The organism is Vibrio hannami, from assembly GCF_029589055.1.
Classification (GTDB): Bacteria; Pseudomonadota; Gammaproteobacteria; order Enterobacterales; family Vibrionaceae; genus Vibrio; species Vibrio hannami.
The window spans coordinates 405,018-427,529 of sequence record NZ_JARQZP010000003.1 but is presented as its reverse complement, the minus strand read 5'-3'; the positions used below and the strand labels follow the sequence as shown (position 1 = coordinate 427,529).

Here is a 22,512-nt window from a genome sequence, read left to right as displayed (position 1 = left end):
CTATACTCCAATGATTTTCTATCTCTTTTTAACTATAGCGTAGTCCTGACTAAGTAACTCATTCACAAACGCAGATTCTCGGGTTTCATAGGTTATCCATACTTTTTCTTTAGCGCGGGTTAGTGCAACGTAAAAGAGCCTTCGTTCTTCAGCATTAGGATAGGTATCAGAAGAAGTAACCAGCACCGAGTTGAGATGCGGTTGTCTTGAAACCGCGGGAAACTGCCCTTCATCGACATTGAGAATGAAAACATAGTCGGCTTCCTTTCCTTTACTTCCATGACAAGTCATAAAATGGATGTTCAGATCGGTAAACTGCTTCTTCCATTGTTTCAACTGCTCAGGCTTATGGTAATGGTTGCGTCCAAGCATTAGTACATTCTTCACCTGTGGCGCTTTTTCATTTAACGCTTTTAACTCTCTTTCAATGCGCTTCGCAGGCATAACATACACCGCTTTCTGCTTTTGCTCCCGATAGCTACGTAGCTGCTTCTTGATCTGTTTTGGGTTGCTTTGAACAAACTGACTGGCAACATCACAAATCTGGTTATTAAATCGATAGGTAATATCCAGATAATGAACCGTTGAATTCGGATAACGACTAGAAAACTCAGTTGTCAGGTCTACATCTGAGCCTGTAAATTGATATATCGACTGCCAGTCATCACCAACGGCAAAGAGCGATGGGTTTGTTTCCTCAGCACCGGCCTCGATAATTGTTTGGCTACAAAGCGCCTCTAGCAGAGCCTGCCTGTCTGGTGATATATCCTGATACTCATCGACCATGATGTACTTCCACGGTGTTCTGAATTTACCTTTCTGTACATACGCCGTGGCCCTGGTGATCATAGAGTGGAAATCGATCTGATTTTGATCTTTTAACATATGCTGCCACGCCTGATAGCATGGCCAGACTAGCGCTAACTCGCTATTCAAGCGGGTATACTCGTCATGGGAAACGATTTTTTCCTGTAGTTGCTTTTTACTCAGATGAAGCATACATAACTGGTCGAGCTGAGATTCTAACCAGGCTATCAATTTAGGGTTTTCAGCCTGACCTCCTAGCTCATCGTCACCTTTCAGGTATGCAATAGGCCATTTTGTAAGGTGTTTTTGCCAACGCTTAAAGTTCGCGGGGTGAGCCCAGTGTTGTTTAAGCCATTCACTACACCAAACTTGTTTTAACTTCGAATCGGTAGCTTGCGGGCATATTTCGACCTTAGTTGCTTCCACTGTATTGAGGATCTTTAGGCCAAGTTGATGAAAGGTACTCACCGTTACTTTTTCCGCAGCTAAACCGACCTTGTCATCAAGGCGTTCTCTCATCTCTTTTGATGCTTCTGAACCAAAAGCCAGCATTAATAACTGCTCTGCCTGTGCAAGATGGCTTTGCAATAAATAAGCGATTCGAGCGGTTAACACACTGGTTTTACCCGTACCTGCACCCGCAAGTATCAGGTTGTGGTCATCGTTAATTAATACTGCTTGCTGTTGGGAGTCGTTTAGCGGTGAGCTTTCAACCTGAGCAAACAAAACCGCCCAGTTGTCTCGTTCGCGCTCTAGCCATTCGTGGTTTCGGCGGTTGAGGTTCTCGCTACCGTTCTCAAGCCAATCCGAGATTTGTTCTAGTTGAGCAGGTTGTCTATGGCAAGCTTCCGCCAAAGTGGTGTTAATGTCGTCCAGTTCGTTTCGGACTTTTGTAACCCAATGTTCAAGACTTGAGTGGGTAAGATAAGAAGGTTGTTTAACAAGTAATTCAAGTGAGGACTGCCACCCTGGAAGCTTTTGGTTCAGTTGTTCACACTGCTGTTTGTGCCATTTTTCGTATAACTCGATGGCGTCTCTGGCAAACTGTTTACACTCTTTCCACGGCAGGCCCTGTACCGACCATGCGTATCGTTTTCCATCACTGATGTGGGAAAAAAAGGTTAGCGTGCCCCATAGCAAACCTCGTTGCACTTCGACACTGCCATCCCAGATAGAAAATGGTATGCGCTCTTCACTCGTAACAGAAGAAACAACAAGCCACTCAGGCAAGATTTCTACTTCTCTATACTCTTTCTGAATAAAAAAACAGGCCAGGTCTTTCGCACACAAGCGCATATGGGTTCTCTGAAAAACTAGTTATACAATTCCAGATAACGAGAATACGTAATAATTCATCTTAATTGAAGTATGAATACCGACAAATAAGACCAACAACCAACTGTTATTCGTAAATTTTTCTGTTTTGATTAAGCAAATTTGATAAATTACGTCTCAACCAATTATGATTCAAATAAGTGACTTCCCTTGTACATCCATTTACGCCGTTATTGGAATAGCCAGGCGCTGCATTATGGTGCTCTGATACTCTTTTCACTCGTTGGTATCATCATCCCTTGCTGGTATTTCGAAGGCTCTGATTATATGACGCCGTTGATACTTGGCGTTATTGCCGCGGCGTTAGCTGAATCGGATGACAATTTTTCAGGCCGGATTCGCGCTCAAACCATCACCGCTATCTGTTTTCTGATAGCTACTGTCTCAATTGAAGTCTTATTCAACCATCCAGTTCTGTTTGCCTCCGGTCTGTTTTTATCGACTATCGGCTTCATCATGTTGGGAGCAATAGGACCACGCTATGCACGGATAGCGTTCGGGTCATTATTGATTGCGATTTACACCATGTTAGGCGCGCACCAAAGCACCAATTACTGGTTCCAACCTTTACTGCTAATAACCGGTGCGATTTGGTATTTTGTGTTATCCCTTGTCTGGCTAACACTTTCGCCACTTAAACCTGTACAACAGAGCCTGGCTAATATTTTTACCCAGATTTCAAATTACATGGAAGTTAAACGGCAGCTTTTCCATCCGGCCGAACAGCTGATTCCGCAGCCCTTAAGAATCAAAGAAGCCAACCTCAATGCGAAAACTGTTGAAGCACTAAATGAATGCAAAGCAACCTTTCTGTCCCGTTCAAGACGTGGACACGTTGACAGCACGTCCGACCGTTTTTTAAAGACATATTTTATTGCCCAGGATATCCACGAAAGGATCAGTTCAAGTCATTACCGTTATCAGGAACTGGCAAAACTCTTTATGCGCGCTGATGTTCTGTTTCGTTTTAAACACCTGATCGAGCTCCAGGCCAAATCATGTAAAGAGATATCTAAATCTATCATGGAAGGTAAGGCTTATACTCACTCAGGGCAAAACACGATAGCTCTAAAAGAGTTACAGCATTCGATTGAAAACCTCGATGACAGTGAAGACAAAGAGCGACAAATCGCATTAATGCAGATTCGGCACCTGTTCGAAAACCTAACGATGGTTGAAAAACAGCTAGTGAACATTAGTAACCCAGACACGCTCACGGTTCAGGATGAGGTGACTTTGGAAGACACTGAAGCGCATACTGTCAGTGCTATGTGGGAGAGAATTCGTTCAAACCTGAATCCAGGTTCATTACTATTCAGACATGCCCTGAGACTTTCTACGGCGTTGGTGGCAGGATACGCAATTATTCAGCAGCTTAACCTTGAGAATGGTTACTGGATTCTACTGACTATACTGTTTGTTTGTCAGCCAAACTATAGTGCAACCAAGCAAAAGCTCATTTCCCGGGTTGTCGGTACCATTGCGGGGCTTTTGATCGGTGTACTTCTATTGAGTTTGTTCCCTTCCGAGATATCACAACTGTTGTTTGTTGTCATATCAGGGGTCGCATTCTTTGTATTCAGAGTTAATAACTATAGCTACGCAACTGCTTTTATTACCATACTAGTTCTGCTGTGTTTCAACCAGCTTGGTGCTGGATACGCGGTTATCCTGCCAAGACTTGCAGACACCCTTATTGGCTGTGTTTTGTCGGTGCTGGCGGTGACGTTTATTCTGCCCGATTGGCATTCAAAGCGCTTGCATAAAGTTATGGCCGATTCTGTGAATGCTAACAAGCTGTATCTGGCTGAAATCATTGCTCAATACAGAGTAGGAAAACAAAACGACCTTAAATATCGGGTAGCACGGCGTAACGCCCATACCTACTCTGCAAACCTGAGCTCAGCCATCAATAATATGCTTTCAGAACCAGGCAGATATCAGTCTGCTATAGAAGAAAGCTTTCGTTTTCTTACGTTAAACCATGCATTACTCAGCTATATATCAGCGATGGGAGCACACCGCTCTCGTATTCTGGATGAACAAACACACCAATTAATCTTGGATGCACATCGAAATATTCATCAACGTTTAGAGATACTTAGTAATCAGCTCAATAATGATTGCGAGAACTTCGAACTCATTCCTGATAGTTATGGTGTAGAGGCAAGACTTAATGAATGGCGTAGTGCTAATGAAGCTTCTGCTGAGTTTGTTCTACAACAACTGCATCTGATTGTCAGAGTCATGCCCGAAATGCATAAGCTAGCGAACATGTTTGCAGCAAGTAAGGCCCATTAATATATGTATTAAACAGGCACAATTAATGTAGGGACATTCTGACACTACCAGGTAAATTTCCTGACATTGCCCTTACAATCGTTTTTGATATTTTATTTATCATTTGTGAAATCAAGTAAGTTCAACTGCTCACAGGGCATTGCGATGAGTCTACAACAATTTGAGCAACTACAATCCCAAATCGTTAAACTTAATCCTGAACAGCTAATGGCTCTACAAAGCCAAATCGCTTCAAAGTTAGCTAAAGAACAAGAAAGCTCCCCTCTTGTGACTGATGAAGAGATGGATATGATTTCAAGCCTGTTCAACTAAATTTGAGTTCTTGGGCAAATAATATTAGGCTTAAGGTATAGCGATGAGGAATATGTCTATGCCTGTATCATCTGTCCAGTCAGGTTACTCCTTAATACAACAGTCACAGAATCTTACCAAAGAAGCTGCGAACGAAATCGCTCAACAAAACTCTCGCGAAGACCTAGAATTTAACAAGCTTGAACAGCCCTCTGATGTAGAAAAAGAGCGAGAGCTGGAAACAAGTAAAGAGAATGAAAAGAAAAAAATGTCTCTTACGAAGAATCTATGGTCAAATTAAATCAGGCAAAAACGTACAATCAAGCTGGTGTGAATGTCGTACAAAGATCAAACGAAATGATCGGTACGTTACTCGATACCCATGTATAACCCCCTTCAATTAATCGATTCACTTGAGTATATCTTTGATACCGTCTAATCTATCTCTAAAATAAAAAATGATGGCTTTATATGGAATTAACGGTTAATCAAACAGACAAGATAAAAGACTATCTTGAATTTGGCATGAAGCTGGCTGCTGTAATTAAATTCGGCCCCAAAGACGATTATTCATTTCAGTGCAACCTGGTTGGTTTAAAAGAAGGACAATTTTTAATTCTCGATCTCCCCGCTAAAACAGTTGAAGATCTCATCACCCGCAAAACCAATAACGCCCGGATTGTTATAAGGGGAGTCACTGATACTGAGCTCGGTGATATTATTGCATTTAAAACGGAGATAATTACTGTCACTTCACGCCCTACGTGGTTGATGTATTTAAAATTACCCTATAGTTTTGAAAGTAAGCCGATTAGGTCAAACAAAAGAATAAAAGTTAATCTTCCCATCACAATTGATCACGCAGACGAAGAACATAAAGCAACGTTAAGAGATCTCTCAATGTCTGGCTGCGGAATTGTCGTTAAAAAATCAATAGATATTGCTAAAGACGAAGAGATAAACATTAATACCTATTTTGAACACTACCCTGAAGAGTCTCCTAAATGCATTGTTGCTAACTTTCGTAAATATGCCAATCAAACCTTTTTAGGTATCAAGTTTGACCCAGAACTTAAAATGTCTGATAGCCTGAAGTACGAGATAATCGACAAGGCTATTTTCGGTTCGTAAGGCGCAGAAACCAAATAACCTAATAACCCAAGAAACCACCCAGGATAAAAGCGTTTAATCTAGAAACTTGTTCTTGTAATAGCGTAGTGCTTCAGCAAAATGCGCCTCCTTGATCGGCTTAACCAGGACATAATCGGCGCCAGCCTTTAGAAATGCCTGTCTGGTGCTGTCAAAACCATCAGCTGTGCAGGCTACTATCGGCGTATCAATCCCCATGCTACGGATGCGGGCCGTCGCATCAATACCATCTAGGTTTGGCATCTGGTTGTCCATCAAAATAATATCAAAAGCGTTTTCTTTAAGGCTTTCTAATGCTTTATAACCATCTGTTGCCCACTCTACTTCCATTCCATATTTTTCACAGAATGTCTTCGCGATAAAGGCGTTCGTTTGATTGTCTTCAACTATAAGGGCTTTTAAAGATTTTCCTAGGAAATCAGCGTATGTATCGGAGTAGTCGTCAACCTTCAAGGCTATGTTTTCATCGACCATTTCAACTGGAAGGTTCACCCTTATCCTGGTACCAAACCCTTCTGTACTGTCTATCTCTATTGTTCCGTCCATCAGTTCCACCAGGTTTTTCACGATAGCCAGACCCAAGCCACTCCCGCCATACTCACGGGTAGACGTTTTTTCTGACTGAACAAATGGTTCGAAGATATGACTTAAGTTTTGTTTCGAAATACCTATACCTGTGTCTTCTACGATTACAATAAGATCAGAGTATCCTGAAGCTGTGTTGTTTATATCGATAGTGACTTTGATATGGCCTATGTGAGTAAACTTCACCGCATTACTCAACAGATTGAAAAGTATCTGATTTAATCTGACTTGATCAGTTCTTAGATAGATACCGGAATCCTGATTTGTTTGCACTTTAAGCTGGATGCCTTTTTCCTGGCAGAGAGGAAGGTATATGTTTTCAATAGATTCAAGGACATTATCAAATAAGAAGTCATTATGAACAATTTTAAACTTGCCTTTTTCTATTTTAGAGAAGTCCAGGATATCATTAAGTACAGCTAGCAAGTGCTCTCCACTTTGAACCAGTACATCTACCTTTTCTTCTTGCTCCGGCTCTTTTAATGTCTTCTTCAGAATTGATGATATCCCAAGTATTCCATTGAGTGGCGTACGAATTTCATGGCTCATTCTGGCAAGAAAATCAGCTCTTTCCCTAGCGGATTTTTCTGCCTCCAACCTAGCAAGGTTACTCTGATTCTCAGCCTCAATAAGAGTAGTAATATCCTGACCCTGTCCAATTATGGAGTGCACACCATTTTCCATAATCACAGGAGATATGTTCCAACGATACACGGTAGCGGCAATATCAATATTAGTGCCTGAAAGTGTTGCACCAGCTTTTACAGTAACCAGTTTTTTGTATACTGATTTTTGGAACTGCTGAAATGCGTCCTCGTTAAATCTGTTATTTTCGGTAAAGGCCTTTTCTGCCGCAGGGTTCATCCTGATTATATTCAAGTCTTTGTCCCAAACTAATATGGGTGACACAGCAAAACGGAACAGATCCTGAAAAGATTTTTCTTTTTCGATAAGCTCTTCGAAAGTATGCTCCAAAGTCAGACCAATATGGTCAAATTCATAAACAACAGAGCCTTGAAATGGCTTTATATCCCTGTTTTCCCTAGCGCCTTGTGCATAGGCCATCAATTTGTTGAGCTCACCATTTATCCTTCTTTGTATAAGTACTCTGGCAAGTACCGCAGCAAGTATTATCGATAAAGCAGAGAATATAAAACTTAACCTAAAATTCTTTTCCAGTGTCAGGATATTCTGGTTGGTTTGAATACTGTATACCGATAATGGAGTATCAACCCCACTAATTTTCAGATTCACCTTTCCATAGAGATGATCATCAATAAGCGTTTCACCAAAATCAGCAGCGTTAAAAATTCTTTTATATAATTCACTACCAAGGTGGACTGTCGATGCTACCGGTTTATTATTGATAGTAAGAACAATATCCTGAGTATTACTTGCTGTTTTAAGGTGCTCTACCAATGCATAGTTATTATCCAGAACAATTCCAATATACAGTGTGCCAACAACTTCACCTGATGCATCATTTACAATAGGCGATTTACGGAATAGAACCTGCACGTCCCCTATTTCTGTATCTACCGTAGTGTAATACCAACTGTTATGAAAAATAACGCTCTGGGAAAACTCGATTAACTTGTCCTGAGTCACGCCAAAAAACGGGGAATTACCGTCGTCCCAAAAAACATGGCTACCAGTAGTAATAAAACGGAAATCAGGTGTGCTGTTCAGTACCGCTCTTTCTGAAGCTACAAAATAGTCGTCTGTTTTTCTTACCGAACCTGACTCGACATAACTGAGTAACGTGGCACTTTTGCTCTGATTATCCTGCAATGCCTGTACCGACCCTAGCTTATAATCAAACAAGTTCTGAATAAGCGAAGCGGTCTGTTGCAAGTTTCTTTCCACTTCCTGATTAATAGCAGAAGTACTGAACTGATAGCTAAACAAGAGTGACAACGCCATCAGCGTCGAAAAAACGACGATAAGTAAGCGAACGGTTAAGTTCGCCATCGTTGACCTGGAGTTTTTATTCCCGAATATCATTATCTGTCCGAATACCTGAATGCGTATTGTTTTAAACGTTCAACTTTGTCCTGGCTATCTTCACTCGTCACTAGCTCAAAACTGCCTGAGTACACGGTTGGCGTGGCTTTACCTTCCAGGTCCCATTTAATAGCTTCAGCCATAGCCACTCCAGTATCATCGTTCATACGCATAACGGTTACATTCAATTCTCCTTTTTCTATCGCCTTTAGCTCTGCAGAACCACCACCCCATCCATTAATTTTAATATCTGTTCGGCCCAACTCCTTAAGCGCGTCTGCTGCACCTAATGCAACGTCAGTAGAGCAAGCGTACAGCAGTTTAATCCCAGGATCTTTCTCCAGCATTAGCTTAGTCGTGGTATACCCGCTAAACTTTGTCGCTTTGGTATAAAAAGAAGAATTAAGCGTATAACCTCCTTTAGAACTCATTTCGTTGATAAAAGTGTCTCCTCTGAGATCACTGATATAGCCCTGAGAAAAGTACAATACTGAATATTCTGAGGATTGCGGTAGTACCGATTTAAAATACTCAGCTAGTGCCAGCGTTCCCGTTTCATGATCAAAGCCCACATAGAAAAATGGCTGTTTATCTTTCCACCCTTTCACCGGAGTGGTGATGTTCTGGAGAATTAGCTTGGTCTTCGATGTATGCAAAACATGTTCAATAAACTTTTTATGCCTGCTGGTATCTAAAGTAAAAATCAGGTAGTCAGTATTATTATTTAGTGCATTGTTTAACGAGATACTTTGTTGTCTTGTATCCGCGTTTGGTCGCGTGAAAACCTGTACTAACTCATAATTTATGTTTAGTTCTTTTAACCTAAGCTCAAACGCTTTTATATTTCTGCGCCAATAATCTGAAACCTGTTCACCGGGGTATACCACCGAGATAGTAACGGAATCGTCATTCGCCGTTGAAATTGGCACTGACTCACTACGAACAACTTCATCAAAAGCCTGAGTAAGCAACTCCTGGTGTGGAAACTCTTCCAGATAAGACTGATAACTCCAGTAACTACTTATTTGTTTAGCATTGACACTCAAGGATGAGCATAGAATGGTAACAGCTACTAATACTTTTTTCGTCAGGTTCACTTTACCTCCACATGCATTGGAGATTTATATTCATAATGCCTTAAATATAAAGGACGCTTTGGGATTTAGCACTATTTTTTCAACACAGTCTAACTAAAAAGCCGCCTCATATAATGAAGCGGCTTATTCCAGAGGCAGTCGATTTATCAGAATGTGAAGGCAAGGTTGGCGGAGCCACCAAACTGGTTATCACCCGCGTAAGATCCCGCGACATCGATATTCAACACATCGAAAGGGCTAATACCAATACCAGCCGTCACAGACTCATCTAGTGTATCTTGAGTATCTATCTCGTAACCAGCTCTAAGTTGCAACCAATCCCACGCGTTACCTTCAATACCAAAACGAATAAACTGAGTGTCGTCATCCACATTTGTATAACGAGTCTGCTTGGTCAAATCTGCATCAATCGCTGCTGTAAAGAACCGAGTGGTATAAGCGGCAGCAACCGTTGCCTGTGGTTTTAGCTCATAGGTATAGTTATTAAACTGAGTAGAAATTTCCTGCTTAAAGATATCTTTGAGGGCGAAACCTACTTTCCAGGCATCCTTATACCAAACCGCACCAAGATCCAGATTAAATGCAGTATCAGAGATTTCACTTTCGTCATAATCATCCAGATCAAAATCATTAACGTTTACATTTTGGTAATACGTTTTCAGTTCCTGATACTTAGGAGAGACACCCAGGCTAAACGTTTGTCCCTTAGCCTCAAGCAACTTTGAAAAGGACACACCAAACTCACTGTAACCAAAGGCAACAAGCTCTACATTTGAAGCCTCTACACGTGTTTTTGTCGCCTCTGCATATTCCTGACGAGTAGGACTTGAACCAACACTTAAATCCGCAACGCCCGTAGTAACACCAATGATCTCAACAAAACCTCGTGCGAAAATGTTGGTTGATACAGTATCGGAAGGGATAGCAACAGCAATACCAGCACCACCGGTGGCGGTTAACGGCTTATTATTCTGTAAATCATCCAGATAGCCATTTAGCTTATCCAACGTTGAAACACTTGCCGTAGATTCATCAAACCCTTTATAGGTATCTTGAAAATCGTCAATGGTATCAACAGACTCATCAGAATCTCTTAAATTTGCGCCAATAGCGGGGAGCAGGATACCTACATCATCGCTGTCTCGATAAAAAGCACCCATTGCTGGGTTATAGAAAGGAGCTACCAGATAGTCGGAGGAAGCAACACCCGTGTTACCCATACCGTTACCGCGACCATCTGCTACTTTTGTTGCGGACACAGCCAATGTAGAACACATGGCCAAGCCCATAGCCACTGCAATTTTTCGTTTTTGAATCATGACAACCTCTGATGGTATTTGTTATATGCTCTGCTCTTTAACAAACAGTTTAGTGCACTTATTATGTTATTCACCTAACAAATACTACAGAGGCCGCACATTTTCCATATCAATATTATTGAAATGAATATTTATGTGACCAAATTCGAGCTTTAAATGTAATTTTCAACATCCTTAGTTTCGAGTTCAAACTGTGAGACCATAACTTCTTTTTCAGACTTGTTTAATTTTTTAATGCTTATCTCACGTTTTAGTGCATCACTCTTTGAACCGGCATGCTCCCACCATACCATTTTTAAAGGCCCCTTCCCTCTTAGGGCCTTCGCGCCAGTGCCTTTCTGGTGCATAGCAAATCGGCGCTCTAAATTGGTTGTGATACCACAATAAAGAGCACCATAATTTGTCCTTATGAGGTATACCCACCAAACTGGACTTTCACTTGTCATTTGAGCCATTAATTAAACTAATTGATCAACAATGCTTTTTATCTCCGCCAACTGAGCTTTTAGCTCGGCCACTTCCATTTCTAGCTGTTCAATACGTTCATTGCCTTGCTGGCTGGCTGGACTTAAAGGAACGGAAGCCACCTGTTCAACATCAACTTCACCGCAAAACAGATGCATATAACGACTTTCTCGTTTACCAGCTTCGCGTGGCAGTTTCACGACAAAACCATCTTCGGCCAACTTATCAAGCACAGCTTCAACTTCTTTCACATCAGAGAACTGACATAGTCGATTTGTTCTTGTTCTAAGCTCACCGGGAGTCTGAGCGCCTCGCAGTAACATGCAACAAACGATGCCCTTTTCCTGTTGAGTAAATTTTAAATCACCAAACTCGGTATTACAGAAACGATGCTGATATTTCGATACCCGGCTATTAAAGCTACTTTCATCACTGAGCAAACGACGTTGAATGAGTGCTTCTACAGAATCCAGCACCTCCGCCTCAGAAAGTGCCATAACTGGTTCGCGGTTACTCTTTTGGTTGGATGCGTTGGTCAACGCGTTCAGAGTTAATGGGTACTGGTCGGGGGTTGTTACTTCTTTTTCCATCAGGCAACCGATGACACGTGCTTCAACCGCTGTTAGTTCAATATTCATACTCTTTTCCTTTTTATTTTTTGAGTAATTATAAATAATTATAAACCTTATCACTTTAATGTCATTTGAGTGTCTCACACTCCTTTTGCAACACACGCTGAAAAAGAGCAATTTGATTTATCTGGTTAAAAATGTAGCGACACCGAGAAGCAATTGATCTTTATGCTGTATTCCCAACAAGTGATGTGCTTTAATCAAAGTAGAGCTATTGAATTAGGAAAGTAAAATGAAAAACGTATTTGAAATCGTTAATCAGGCACGCCGTAAAAACAAACTTAAGCGTGAACTACAAGACAATGATAAGAAGGTTCGTGACAACACTAAGCGTGTTGAACTTCTGGAAAACCTGCTTGACTATATCAAGCCTGAAATGTCTCATGACGAAATCGTACTTATCATCAAAAACATGAAAGCCGATTACGAAGATCGTGTTGATGATCACATCATCAAGAGTGCTGAGATTTCTAAAGCTCGCCGTGACATTAGCCGTCGCATTCGCGAACTAACGGAAGAAGATAAGCAAGCTCAAGGTAAAAAGTAATTTGAGCCGTTTCTAAATAAGAGCCCCGCATTTTAGCGGGGCTCTTTCTTATCAAGGAATACGTTATCTAAGACCGTGCAAAAACTCATGTCTGGTAGCAGGATTCGATTTAAAAATCCCACCTAAGGCTGTTGTTGTCGTTTCACTGGTTGCATCCATGACACCACGTGATTTCACACAATAATGAGTAGCGTCAATGGTCACCGCAACATCATCTGACTCTAATAGAGCCTGCAACGCTACCAAAATTTGCTGTGTCATCCTTTCCTGAACCTGCGGTCTCTGAGCAAAAAAGCGCACGATACGATTGATCTTCGACAGACCGATAATTTTTCCTCTCGGAATATAGGCAACTGCTGCTTTGCCATCGATTGTCACAAGATGGTGCTCACACGTACTTGTTACGGTGATATCTTTAACGCGAACCATCTCACTCACATTCATCTTATTTTCGATAACCGTGATCTTAGGGAAGTTCTTGTAATCTAGACCGGAAAACACTTCATCGACATACATTTTTGCTATACGCCCTGGTGTTTCTTCCAGACTGTCGTCTGTTAGGTCCAACTCAAGCAGTTTTAACACCTCTCGCATGTGGTGTTCTATTTTGAGTTTTTTATCTTCACGGCTAATGTCGTTAGGACTCATTGGCGTTTCAAGGCCACATGTTTCTAGCGCATCTTTAACCAACTTCGCTGATTCGCTAATTTCCGACATCAATAATTCCCCTTGTTGCTTTTTTCGTATTCGCTCAGAGCGGCTGACAAGAATACTCGCATTCTATGAGAAATACATCTATTTCCGGTAGCAATTGACCTTTTTATTGCATCTCCCGGTGGATTTATAACCGGTCGTCTGGATCTGTGAATCATACAACATACGGTCCCCCATAAATGTGTGTTATTGTTCTTTACCCCGATTTATCTATGATCAAAATAACGATTTGAACGAAAGGAAGAACTATGGGTTGCTGTGATACTCCAGGATTGATGCCAATAAAAGATGCATTGGAAAAGATGCTTTCAAGCGTTGAGCCAAAACTAACTTCTAAATCAACCCCGTTAGAACACGCAACTGGATACGTGTTAGCAGAAGACATTTTGTCTCCGCTATTTGTCCCTCCTTTTGATAACTCCGCGATGGATGGCTATGCGGTTCGTCGCAGTGATTTGGCTAGAAACAACGTATTACCGCTAGCGGGTAAATCTTTCGCAGGTCAACCTTTTGATGGAGAATGGCCTGAAGGAACATGCATCAGAATAATGACTGGTGCTAAAATTCCAGATCAATGTGACGCTGTCATCATGCAAGAAGACACAACCGTGACTGATGAAGGTATTCAGTTCAATAAAACAGATGTTAAGCCTGGCAACAATATCCGTCCAACTGGTGATGATATCAGCAAAGGTGATTTGGTACTCAAAAAAGGTAGCCGGTTGACTCCTCGTGATATTCCTATGATTGCCTCTTTGGGCGTCAGTCACGTATCAGTGTTTGAAAAACCTAAAGTCGCATTTTTCTCGACAGGTGATGAGCTAAGAAAGCTTGGCGAATCACTTGAAGAAGGACAAATCTATGACAGCAATCGATATGGGTTAAAAGTACTTGTTGAGAAGTTTGGTTGCGAAGGCATCGATCTTGGCGTTATTCCTGATATACCAGAAAAACTAAAGGAAACCTTCTTAAATGCACAGGACCTAGCCGATGTTGTGATCACTTCTGGTGGCGTGAGTGTAGGTGAAGCCGATTACACTAAAGATATATTAGAAGAGATAGGCGAAATAGGTTTTTGGAAAATAGCCATTAAGCCTGGTAAACCTTTTGCTTTTGGTAAGCTTGAAGACGCAATTTTCTGCGGTCTACCGGGCAACCCTGTTTCGGCTGCCATTACTAACTATGTATTTGTCCAACCACTACTAGCGAAATTATCTGGTGAAACTGAGTGGACGGCACCAGTATCACTGCCAGCGATTACCAAATCGGCATTCAAGAAAAAAACCGGCCGAACAGACTATCAGCGCGGAGTTTTTTCCGTAGAGAACGGCCAACTGGTTGTTGAAACAACAGGCAACCAGAGTTCTGGCGCATTCCGCTCAATGAGTCTGGCAAACTGCTTCGTGGTACTGGAACAAGATCGTGGCCGCGTTGAAGTGGGCGAAACCGTTCAAATCGAACTATTTAAATCCACTCTTTATTAAACGAGGTATAAACGTGGATATTCTCTCTGATAAAGAGATGCTGAGATACAACAGGCAGATCATACTTAAAGAGTTCGACTTTGAGGGCCAGGAGGCCCTCAAACAAGGATCAGTTCTAATAATTGGTGCAGGTGGACTTGGTTGCGCTTCCAGCCAATATCTCGCAACAGCCGGAGTTGGAACAATCACTCTTGTAGACTTTGATATTGTTGAACTGTCCAACCTTCAAAGACAAGTGCTCCATTCAGATTCAACCATTGGCATGAAAAAAGTGGAGTCTGCAGCTCTATCTCTTAGAAATCTCAATCCAAACATTACTATCAACACCATAGACAAAAGGTTGAACGACGACGAACTTGCCCAGTTAATCGCTAAACATACCGTTGTTTTGGATGCTACTGATAATGTGGATACAAGAAACCAACTGAACAAACTATGCTATTCGACTAAAACGCCTCTAGTATCAGGCGCAGCTATTCGAATGGAGGGGCAAATTAGCGTCTTTACCTATAAAGATGATGAACCGTGCTATGAGTGCTTAAGTGCTCTATTTGGTTCAAATGCGCTAACTTGTGTAGAAGCAGGCATAATGGCGCCCGTTGTAGGTATCGTAGGCGCGACCCAGGCTATGGAAGCAATAAAGATCATTTCAGATCTAGGAACAACGGTATCTGGAAAGCTTCTAATTCTTGACGCTATGACGATGAGTTGGCGGGAGATGAATCTAATGAAAAATAGCTCCTGCGTGATTTGTGGTGGTTAATATTTATACTAACAATCAATTTAACTGAGCTACTTTCTTAAAGTTGATACACTTTAGAATTATTTATGTGATCCATGCCATGTATTTTCGCTAAGAGTTTGATTGATCTTTCATGGGTGGCATCCTAACTGTATTCGTGAATTCAATCATTTATTGAGTACTAAAGATGGATGCCGTAGTTTCTCAGTTAAAAAAAGATTTTTACTCAAAGTTAGGTGATGCCTACACCAAAGCAAACGACTCTGGTGTGGCAATTTTAACGAGGGAAGAGTTGTCAGAGCTAGAATCGGTATGGATCCAGCTTGCTGTCTGGAAACAAAAAAATGTTAATGCATAACTTAGTTGAGCAGTACTAACGCATTTGCTCATCCAGGTTTAACACTGTTAGTGCGTTACTTACGCTAGTCGCCAACACATCGATCACCCCTGTTCTTAGAGCTCCCAGTAAAGCCAAAGGTTTGCTGTTTTCTGCTGCGATAGCTATCACCTCAGAAATAGGTCGAAACTCTTCGATACTCAATCCAATAACTCTGTCGCTCATTACCGTATTAGCGGTCTGACCTTTAATATCAAAAAAGTCGTATCCAGCGAAGTCACCTACAACTCCTTGATGGAGACGGGATTGAACTACCTCGTCTGGAGTGAACCAGCCTAAATCAACCATGTAGCTGTTTTCACTCATATCGCCTATTCCCACTAGAGCCATATCCGCTTTGCGCGCCAGATCTAAGGTTTGTTTCACCGTGGTATTCTGCATAAATACTTCTTTCTGCTCTCTGTTCTCAGCATAAGCAGGCGCGTATAGCGTTTCTGAAGTGCCGCCATATTTTTTTGCTAACTGACGGCAGATATGATCAGCATTAAACATCCCTCCCCTAGGGTGTATTCCGCCAATACCACAAACAAACTTACAATCTCTAGGGGGATCACTCCAACGTAGTGAGCAACTGAAGAAACATTCCGGCCTTGCCCAACTGTGACCACCATGCCGTCTTTTAAGGTGCTGGATAAATAATTAGAAACCAATCCTGACACCTGGCTTCTTTGCAGTTCTTCATTTGGCTGATCTAAAGCGATAAGTGCTCTTTTTACCCCAAACCTCTCGATCAAACGTTGCTCGATCTTCGCACTGAATACCGGGTGGTATTTAACGGTGATTTCAACAATACCTTCGTCACGAGCCTGCTTTAGCATACGCCCAACTTTCGCCCGGGATATTGCAAACTTCTTAGAGATCTCTTCCTGCGTCGCACCATCTTGGTAATAAGCCACTGAGATCTCAGTTAGTAAATCGGAGTCTTCTTGCGAGATATTGCTAGGCACATTACTCATAATTTCGCTCTTTTCCATATTAATATACTCAAGTACCCTGCATATTGTTCAGTTGCTCACGATTATTACATTTGTATTACCCGCTCACCACCATTACATTTGATCATGGTAAACACATATGCTCGCACTTCATTTTCTCTTATTATGTCTGAAATATAAGTAAGACAAAACACTGCAAACGTTTATATTTGGTATGGCTTTATCAAATTTTGCAGAAAGTTGATAAATGTCACCTTTAATGACTTTTGATGATTGACTTCCTATCTAAATACGCTAATTTGGATGCATCAATTACTCAAGCATGAGTCATATGTTCACGTTACATTTGTTTAGGGCAGAAATTCTTTCACTAAATCTAGTAAGCGAATGTCTGGTTACGAAACAAATGAGCAGGAATTAGCACCCAACGAAATAGGATCATCACAATGAGCAACAAACTAGCCCAGCTTCGCAAAGTAACAACCGTAGTGGCAGACACCGGTGATATCGAAGCAATCCGTAAGTACCAGCCAGAAGATGCTACAACTAACCCTTCTCTGATTCTAAAGGCTGCTCAAATTGCAGATTACGCCCCACTTATCGATAACGCTGTTGAGTACGCTAAAGCTCAGAGCGGCGACAAGGCGACACAAGTACAAAACGCTTGTGACATGCTAGCGGTAAACATTGGTAAAGAGATCCTGACCACAATTCCTGGCCGAATTTCAACTGAGGTCGATGCACGTCTTTCTTACAACACTGAAGCAAGTGTTGAAAAAGCGCGTAAGCTTGTAAAAATGTACAACGATGCAGGCATTGCGAACGATCGCATCCTTATCAAGCTTGCTTCTACCTGGGAAGGTATTCGTGCTGCGGAGATCCTGGAAAAAGAAGGCATTAACTGTAACCTGACTCTTCTATTCTCATTTGCTCAGGCTCGCGCATGTGCTGAAGCTGGCGCATTCCTAATCTCTCCTTTCGTTGGCCGTATTATGGACTGGTATAAAGCGAAAGAAGGTCGTGATTTTGAAGCAGCTGAAGATCCAGGTGTGCTATCTGTAACGACTATTTACAACTACTACAAAGAGCACGGTTATGACACTGTTGTTATGGGCGCGAGCTTCCGTAACATTGGTGAGATCCTTGAACTTGCAGGTTGTGACCGCCTAACTATCGCTCCTCAGTTACTGGCTGACCTTGAAGCGGCTGAAGGTGAAGTAGAAACCAAACTAGTAGCAGCAACAGATAAGAAAGAGCGCCCAGCGGCGATGACTCAGGCAGAATTCCTGTGGGAACACAACCAGGACGCGATGGCTGTAGAAAAGCTTGCTGAAGGTATCCGCAACTTCGCTATCGACCAAGGCAAGCTGGAAGACATGATCGAAGCTAAGCTTTAAGGTTTTAGGTTACGGGTTACGGGTTACGGGTTACGGGTTACGGGCGATCTTCCTGTAACCTGTAGAGCGAAGCTCGTTCTGTTACCTTTAACCAAACAAATTTGTTCAATTTAATCCTATCGGAAAAATTTCATTATGGAACGTAAACAACTTGCCAATGCAATCCGCGCACTAAGCATGGATGGTGTTCAACAAGCAAACTCTGGTCACCCAGGTGCACCTATGGGTATGGCTGATATCGCCGAAGTACTATGGCGCGGCCACATGAACCACAATCCACAAAACCCAGAGTGGGCTGACCGCGACCGCTTTATTCTGTCAAACGGCCACGGCTCAATGCTGATTTACCTCTGCTTCACCTGACTGGCTACGAGCTGTCTATTGATGACCTGAAGAACTTCCGTCAGCTACACTCCAAAACTCCGGGCCACCCAGAATATGGTTACGCCCCTGGTGTTGAAACAACAACTGGTCCACTAGGCCAGGGTATTACTAACGCTGTTGGTATGGCGATGGCTGAGCGTTCTCTTGCTGAGCAGTTCAACAAAGAAGGTCACGACATCGTAGACCACTACACCTATGCATTTATGGGTGACGGCTGTCTGATGGAAGGTGTTTCTCACGAAGCATGTTCTCTGGCTGGTACTCTAGGCCTTGGTAAGCTAATCGCATTCTGGGATGACAACGGTATCTCTATCGATGGTCACGTTGAAGGCTGGTTTGCTGATGACACACCTAAGCGTTTTGAAGCGTACGGCTGGCATGTAATCCCAGCCGTTGACGGCCACGATGCAGCAGCTATCGATGCCGCTATCATCGCAGCGAAAGCAGACCCACGTCCAACACTTATCTGTACTAAGACTATCATCGGTTTTGGTTCTCCTAACAAGTCTGGCTCTCACGATTGTCACGGCGCACCACTAGGCCATGAAGAAATCGCAGCAGCGCGTGAATTCCTTGGTTGGGAGCACGGTCCATTTGAAATCCCTGCTGATATCGCAGAAGCGTGGGATGCAAAAGAAGCGGGCGCAGCAAAAGAAGCAGACTGGAATGCGAAATTTGAAGCATACGCAGCGGCTTACCCAGAGCTTGCAGCTGAGTTTAAACGTCGTGTAAACGGTGAACTTCCTGCTGAGTGGGAAGAGAAAGCATCGGCAATCATTGCAGACCTTCAGGCAAACCCAGCAAACATCGCATCACGTAAAGCATCTCAGAACGCACTAGAAGCGTTCGGTGCAATGCTGCCAGAATTCATGGGTGGCTCTGCTGATCTTGCGCCTTCAAACCTGACTATGTGGTCTGGCTCTAAGTCGCTAACTCGCGAAGACTTCTCTGGTAACTACATCCACTACGGTGTACGTGAATTTGGTATGACCGCTATCATGAACGGTATTGCCCTTCACGGCGGTTTTGTTCCTTACGGTGCAACCTTCCTGATGTTTATGGAATACGCGCGTAACGCAATGCGTATGGCGGCACTGATGAAGGTGCAGAACATCCAGGTTTACACTCACGACTCAATAGGTCTGGGTGAAGATGGTCCTACGCACCAGCCTGTTGAGCAAATCGCTTCACTGCGTGTAACGCCAAACATGAGCACATGGCGTCCATGTGACCAGGTTGAATCTGCAGTAGCATGGAAATACGCGATTGAGCGTAAAGATGGTCCTACTTCTCTTATCTTCTCTCGTCAGAACCTTGCACAGCAAGAGCGTGATGCAGAGCAGGTAGCAAACATTGCTAAAGGTGCATACGTACTGAAAGATTGTGATGGCAAGCCAGAGCTTATCTTTATCGCAACGGGTTCTGAAGTTGAGTTAGCTGTTGAAGCTGCAGCAGTACTAACGGCAGAAGGTAAGAAGGTACGCGTAGTATCTATGCCTGCAACTGACGTATTCGACGCGCAAGACGCTGAGTACCGTGAATCTGTACTGCCTTCTGACGTGACGGCTCGCGTTGCTATCGAAGCGGGTATCGCAGACTACTGGTACAAGTACGTTGGTTTCGACGGCCGTATCATCGGTATGACAACCTTCGGTGAATCTGCACCAGCGGGTGAGCTATTCAAGATGTTTGGCTTCACTGTTGAAAACGCAGTAGAGAAAGCGAAAGAAGTACTGGCTTAATAGCTGTACTGCTTTAAGAGAGGCCGCTATTGCAGGCCTCTCATTAGTTTTTTATAAATGTCTGTTTATTTTTTGAAACTATCCACATCCAAATGAGGGTTGAGAATAATAAGCGGTTTTCCCCTTAATTCTTGATCCAGTGAAAGTTGAAATTTCTTGATATATGGAGAACGTCTACACATATCCGGCTTGGCTCGCTTCACATAAACCTTAGATTCAGAATCATCATCTTTAACCAGAATAAAGTCCTCATTGCTACTACAACCTGTAGACTTAGCAGAAAACACTATTACATCATCAACAACCTTAAACTTCGTTAAGGGCTCACCTTTATAACTATTTACTTCGTTTGCTGTACACGCTGCAACCAGAAACAACGAAAAAATCAATAGACATGTTTTTAAATTAAACTTCATTTTCCTGATTCCTTTCTGAATCCAATACCAACAAGTAACAAGATAAATATACCAAGTGAAACTGCACCACCTGATGACGTAGAGTTCACTGGCGTTGGGCTTGGGGATGGTGTCGGAGATGCAGCCGAGTACCTGATGTTCCGGATATAAAAGGTATCGTGATATTGACTGTTACGGTCATCTTTCTCATATATAAACGCGACGGTATTTACATTCTGAGTCAACGAAACTGAACGAGAAATATAATCAGTGTTGCCTGAATAGGTATTCACAACATCACCATTTACCTCAATAGTAGCAATATCGTAATGGTTTTCAGATGAAACTTTGAAGTCAAATGACAGCATTCCTTCGGGTAGATTTTTCAATACAACGACAGATTTTTCATTATCATTGATCTGTCCGGCCTGTATTCCTTCTGATGTTATTCTCCAAGGGTTATTATTTGAGTATACATCCGCATTTGATATGGCGATTTTGTTGCTAAGTTCTGGGGCGGCTAGTTCAACTGAAACAAATGAGAAATCAGTTGAAAAGAGTTCATTATTGAATGATCAGTAATATAACTAACATTTTCTGATGTGCTGTTCGTGTCAGGATTAAGTGCAAAAGTAAGTTCACAGGATTGAGATACTCCGAGAGTAGCTGCACATCCATTATCCACCAGAGTAACCCCCGAAGATGGATTAACAGACAAAATGCTGAATGCTTCCGAGTTTTGGTTGTTGTTGATTGTCACCGTTTTGAGAGTCTCACCGCCAACCTCTATATAACCCAGATCCAATTCTTGCGGATAACTAATTTGTGTATGTCCGTTTATCCAGCCATTCGCAGTAAAATGAGCAACATTGGCATACACACCATAGGCATTTGGTTGAGCACAGCCTATTCCCCAGCTAACCACACCAAGTAGTTTATTAGTCCCATTGTCGTTGAAGACTAGTGGTCCGCCGCTGTCTCCCTGGCAACTATCTTGAAAACCGTATGAAAAACCAGCACATATGGTACTCTCGTCGATATGTCCATAACTTGGATAAGGCGATGCTTTGCACGTATTACGATCTACAAACGCAAGATCAACAGATTGTAAGACACTTGGGTAGTCATCAGATATAGTTGAGGTATTTCCCCACCCCGCGACAGAAACAACATCTCCGGCACCAACCGTGGCTAACACACTTGTCGTTGCAAGTTCTATCGTATTCTGCGCTACCTCCTGTTCGAGTTCTAACAAGGCGATATCATTGTTATTAGCTCCGTTAATATTATAACTTTTGTGTATATAAACTTGTTTTATTGCCGAACGAGTCGCTGATGACTCATCATTCAAATCGTAAATCCTAGTAATAACCTCTATATCACTCGCCTTCAGATCGTCTAAACAATGCGCAGCCGTTAAAACGTACTTACTGGCGATTAGGCTGCCGCCACAGAATTGACCGTTATAAGCATTTGCTCCTTTATACACCAGCGGTACAATAAACGGCCAGTCACCAGGTACTGCTGCACTACCATTTATGATTCTAGGTTCATAATCTACGGTTTCAGTTAGAGGGGCAGCTTGAACCCATGACGTTGTAGGCAATAACGCTGCTAATATTATTACTGAAGATTTTGTTTTCATTCTCGTTCCCATCTTTGAAAAAAGCAAAACAATCCCAAACAGAACCTCATGTTTTATTCCGATAAAACAGTGAGATAGCGAATTGAGACAAACGAGAACAATATATTATTCGTCACATCAGACTAATTGTACGAAACAAATTTTC

19 protein-coding genes and 2 pseudogenes are annotated in these 22,512 nt (G+C 42.3%); 10 read left to right on the top strand and 11 right to left on the bottom strand.

From position 1 onward, the window contains the following. Positions 1 to 18: 18 nt before the first annotated feature. The gene (helD, locus tag P7F88_RS03550) at positions 19 to 2,103 is read right to left on the bottom strand and encodes a DNA helicase IV (protein WP_277821964.1); all 2,085 of its coding nucleotides are present in this window, start codon (positions 2,101 to 2,103) and stop codon (positions 19 to 21) included. 189 nt (positions 2,104 to 2,292) lie between these two features. Here helD and yccS point away from each other — a divergent pair, with 189 nt between their 5' ends. The 4 genes from yccS to P7F88_RS03530 all read left to right on the top strand — a co-directional run bounded on the left by yccS (position 2,293) and on the right by P7F88_RS03530 (position 5,865). Then, a complete protein-coding gene (gene yccS, locus P7F88_RS03545; RefSeq protein WP_277821963.1) occupies positions 2,293 to 4,443 on the top strand; it encodes a YccS family putative transporter in 2,151 nt (716 codons plus the stop codon). 144 nt (positions 4,444 to 4,587) lie between these two features. After that, positions 4,588 to 4,755 carry a hypothetical protein gene (locus P7F88_RS03540; RefSeq protein ID WP_277821962.1) on the top strand — a complete coding sequence of 56 codons (168 nt, stop codon included), beginning with the start codon at positions 4,588 to 4,590 and terminating at the stop codon, positions 4,753 to 4,755. Positions 4,756 to 4,813: 58 nt separating this feature from the next. Next, positions 4,814 to 5,035, top strand: a complete 222-nt coding sequence (locus P7F88_RS03535; RefSeq protein WP_277821961.1) for a hypothetical protein — start codon at positions 4,814 to 4,816, stop codon at positions 5,033 to 5,035. A 170-nt stretch (positions 5,036 to 5,205) separates the two neighbouring features. Next, positions 5,206 to 5,865 carry a PilZ domain-containing protein gene (locus P7F88_RS03530; RefSeq protein WP_277821960.1) on the top strand — a complete coding sequence of 220 codons (660 nt, stop codon included), beginning with the start codon at positions 5,206 to 5,208 and terminating at the stop codon, positions 5,863 to 5,865. A 54-nt stretch (positions 5,866 to 5,919) separates the two neighbouring features. Here the strand turns inward: P7F88_RS03530 and P7F88_RS03525 are convergent, their stop codons facing one another. The 5 genes from P7F88_RS03525 to P7F88_RS03505 all read right to left on the bottom strand — a co-directional run bounded on the left by P7F88_RS03525 (position 5,920) and on the right by P7F88_RS03505 (position 11,991). Next, complete coding sequence (locus tag P7F88_RS03525; RefSeq protein WP_277821959.1) at positions 5,920 to 8,439, bottom strand: LuxQ periplasmic sensor domain-containing protein; 2,520 nt, start codon at positions 8,437 to 8,439, stop codon at positions 5,920 to 5,922. A gap of 32 nt (positions 8,440 to 8,471) precedes the next feature. Continuing rightward, positions 8,472 to 9,563: a substrate-binding domain-containing protein gene (locus P7F88_RS03520; RefSeq protein ID WP_277824538.1), complete on the bottom strand. Its 1,092-nt coding sequence runs from the start codon at positions 9,561 to 9,563 to the stop codon at positions 8,472 to 8,474. 152 nt (positions 9,564 to 9,715) lie between these two features. Then, positions 9,716 to 10,888 (bottom strand): conjugal transfer protein TraF, encoded by a 1,173-nt coding sequence (locus P7F88_RS03515; protein WP_277821958.1) that lies wholly within the window; start codon positions 10,886 to 10,888, stop codon positions 9,716 to 9,718. A 152-nt stretch (positions 10,889 to 11,040) separates the two neighbouring features. Beyond that, positions 11,041 to 11,334, bottom strand: coding sequence for a GIY-YIG nuclease family protein (locus P7F88_RS03510; protein WP_277824536.1), 294 nt, complete (start codon positions 11,332 to 11,334; stop codon positions 11,041 to 11,043). 12 nt (positions 11,335 to 11,346) lie between these two features. Beyond that, positions 11,347 to 11,991, bottom strand: a complete 645-nt coding sequence (locus P7F88_RS03505; protein ID WP_277821957.1) for a YceH family protein — start codon at positions 11,989 to 11,991, stop codon at positions 11,347 to 11,349. Between the two features lie 226 nt (positions 11,992 to 12,217). On the opposite strand from P7F88_RS03505, the gene P7F88_RS03500 reads away from it, so the two are divergent. After that, positions 12,218 to 12,532, top strand: coding sequence for a DUF496 family protein (locus P7F88_RS03500; protein ID WP_277821956.1), 315 nt, complete (start codon positions 12,218 to 12,220; stop codon positions 12,530 to 12,532). A gap of 63 nt (positions 12,533 to 12,595) precedes the next feature. On the opposite strand, the gene folE is transcribed toward P7F88_RS03500, so the two are convergent. After that, the gene (gene folE, locus P7F88_RS03495; RefSeq protein WP_277821955.1) at positions 12,596 to 13,249 is read right to left on the bottom strand and encodes a GTP cyclohydrolase I FolE; all 654 of its coding nucleotides are present in this window, start codon (positions 13,247 to 13,249) and stop codon (positions 12,596 to 12,598) included. 245 nt (positions 13,250 to 13,494) lie between these two features. Between folE and moeA the strand changes: the two genes are divergently transcribed. From moeA to P7F88_RS03480, 3 genes are all read left to right on the top strand, one after another. Then, a complete protein-coding gene (moeA, locus tag P7F88_RS03490) occupies positions 13,495 to 14,730 on the top strand; it encodes a molybdopterin molybdotransferase MoeA (protein ID WP_277821954.1) in 1,236 nt (411 codons plus the stop codon). Between the two features lie 13 nt (positions 14,731 to 14,743). Then, positions 14,744 to 15,493, top strand: a complete 750-nt coding sequence (gene moeB, locus P7F88_RS03485) for a molybdopterin-synthase adenylyltransferase MoeB (protein ID WP_277821953.1) — start codon at positions 14,744 to 14,746, stop codon at positions 15,491 to 15,493. Between the two features lie 166 nt (positions 15,494 to 15,659). Next, positions 15,660 to 15,830, top strand: a complete 171-nt coding sequence (locus P7F88_RS03480; protein WP_277821952.1) for a hypothetical protein — start codon at positions 15,660 to 15,662, stop codon at positions 15,828 to 15,830. Positions 15,831 to 15,845: 15 nt separating this feature from the next. Here P7F88_RS03480 and P7F88_RS03475 read toward each other — a convergent pair. Then, a pseudogene (locus P7F88_RS03475) lies at positions 15,846 to 16,825 on the bottom strand (sugar-binding transcriptional regulator). A gap of 425 nt (positions 16,826 to 17,250) precedes the next feature. Here P7F88_RS03475 and tal point away from each other — a divergent pair. Beyond that, positions 17,251 to 18,201 (top strand): transaldolase, encoded by a 951-nt coding sequence (gene tal / locus P7F88_RS03470; protein ID WP_277821951.1) that lies wholly within the window; start codon positions 17,251 to 17,253, stop codon positions 18,199 to 18,201. Between the two features lie 135 nt (positions 18,202 to 18,336). After that, positions 18,337 to 20,327 (top strand): annotated as a pseudogene (gene tkt, locus P7F88_RS03465) (transketolase). 65 nt (positions 20,328 to 20,392) lie between these two features. Here the strand turns inward: tkt and P7F88_RS03460 are convergent. The 3 genes from P7F88_RS03460 to P7F88_RS03450 all read right to left on the bottom strand — a co-directional run bounded on the left by P7F88_RS03460 (position 20,393) and on the right by P7F88_RS03450 (position 22,367). Next, positions 20,393 to 20,743: a hypothetical protein gene (locus P7F88_RS03460; protein ID WP_277821950.1), complete on the bottom strand. Its 351-nt coding sequence runs from the start codon at positions 20,741 to 20,743 to the stop codon at positions 20,393 to 20,395. Continuing rightward, a complete protein-coding gene (locus P7F88_RS03455) occupies positions 20,740 to 21,111 on the bottom strand; it encodes a hypothetical protein (protein WP_277821949.1) in 372 nt (123 codons plus the stop codon). The genes P7F88_RS03460 and P7F88_RS03455 overlap by 4 nt, the downstream gene beginning before the upstream one ends. Before the next feature lie 131 nt (positions 21,112 to 21,242). After that, positions 21,243 to 22,367 (bottom strand): S1 family serine peptidase, encoded by a 1,125-nt coding sequence (locus P7F88_RS03450; protein WP_277821948.1) that lies wholly within the window; start codon positions 22,365 to 22,367, stop codon positions 21,243 to 21,245. Between the last annotated feature and the right edge of the window lie 145 nt (positions 22,368 to 22,512).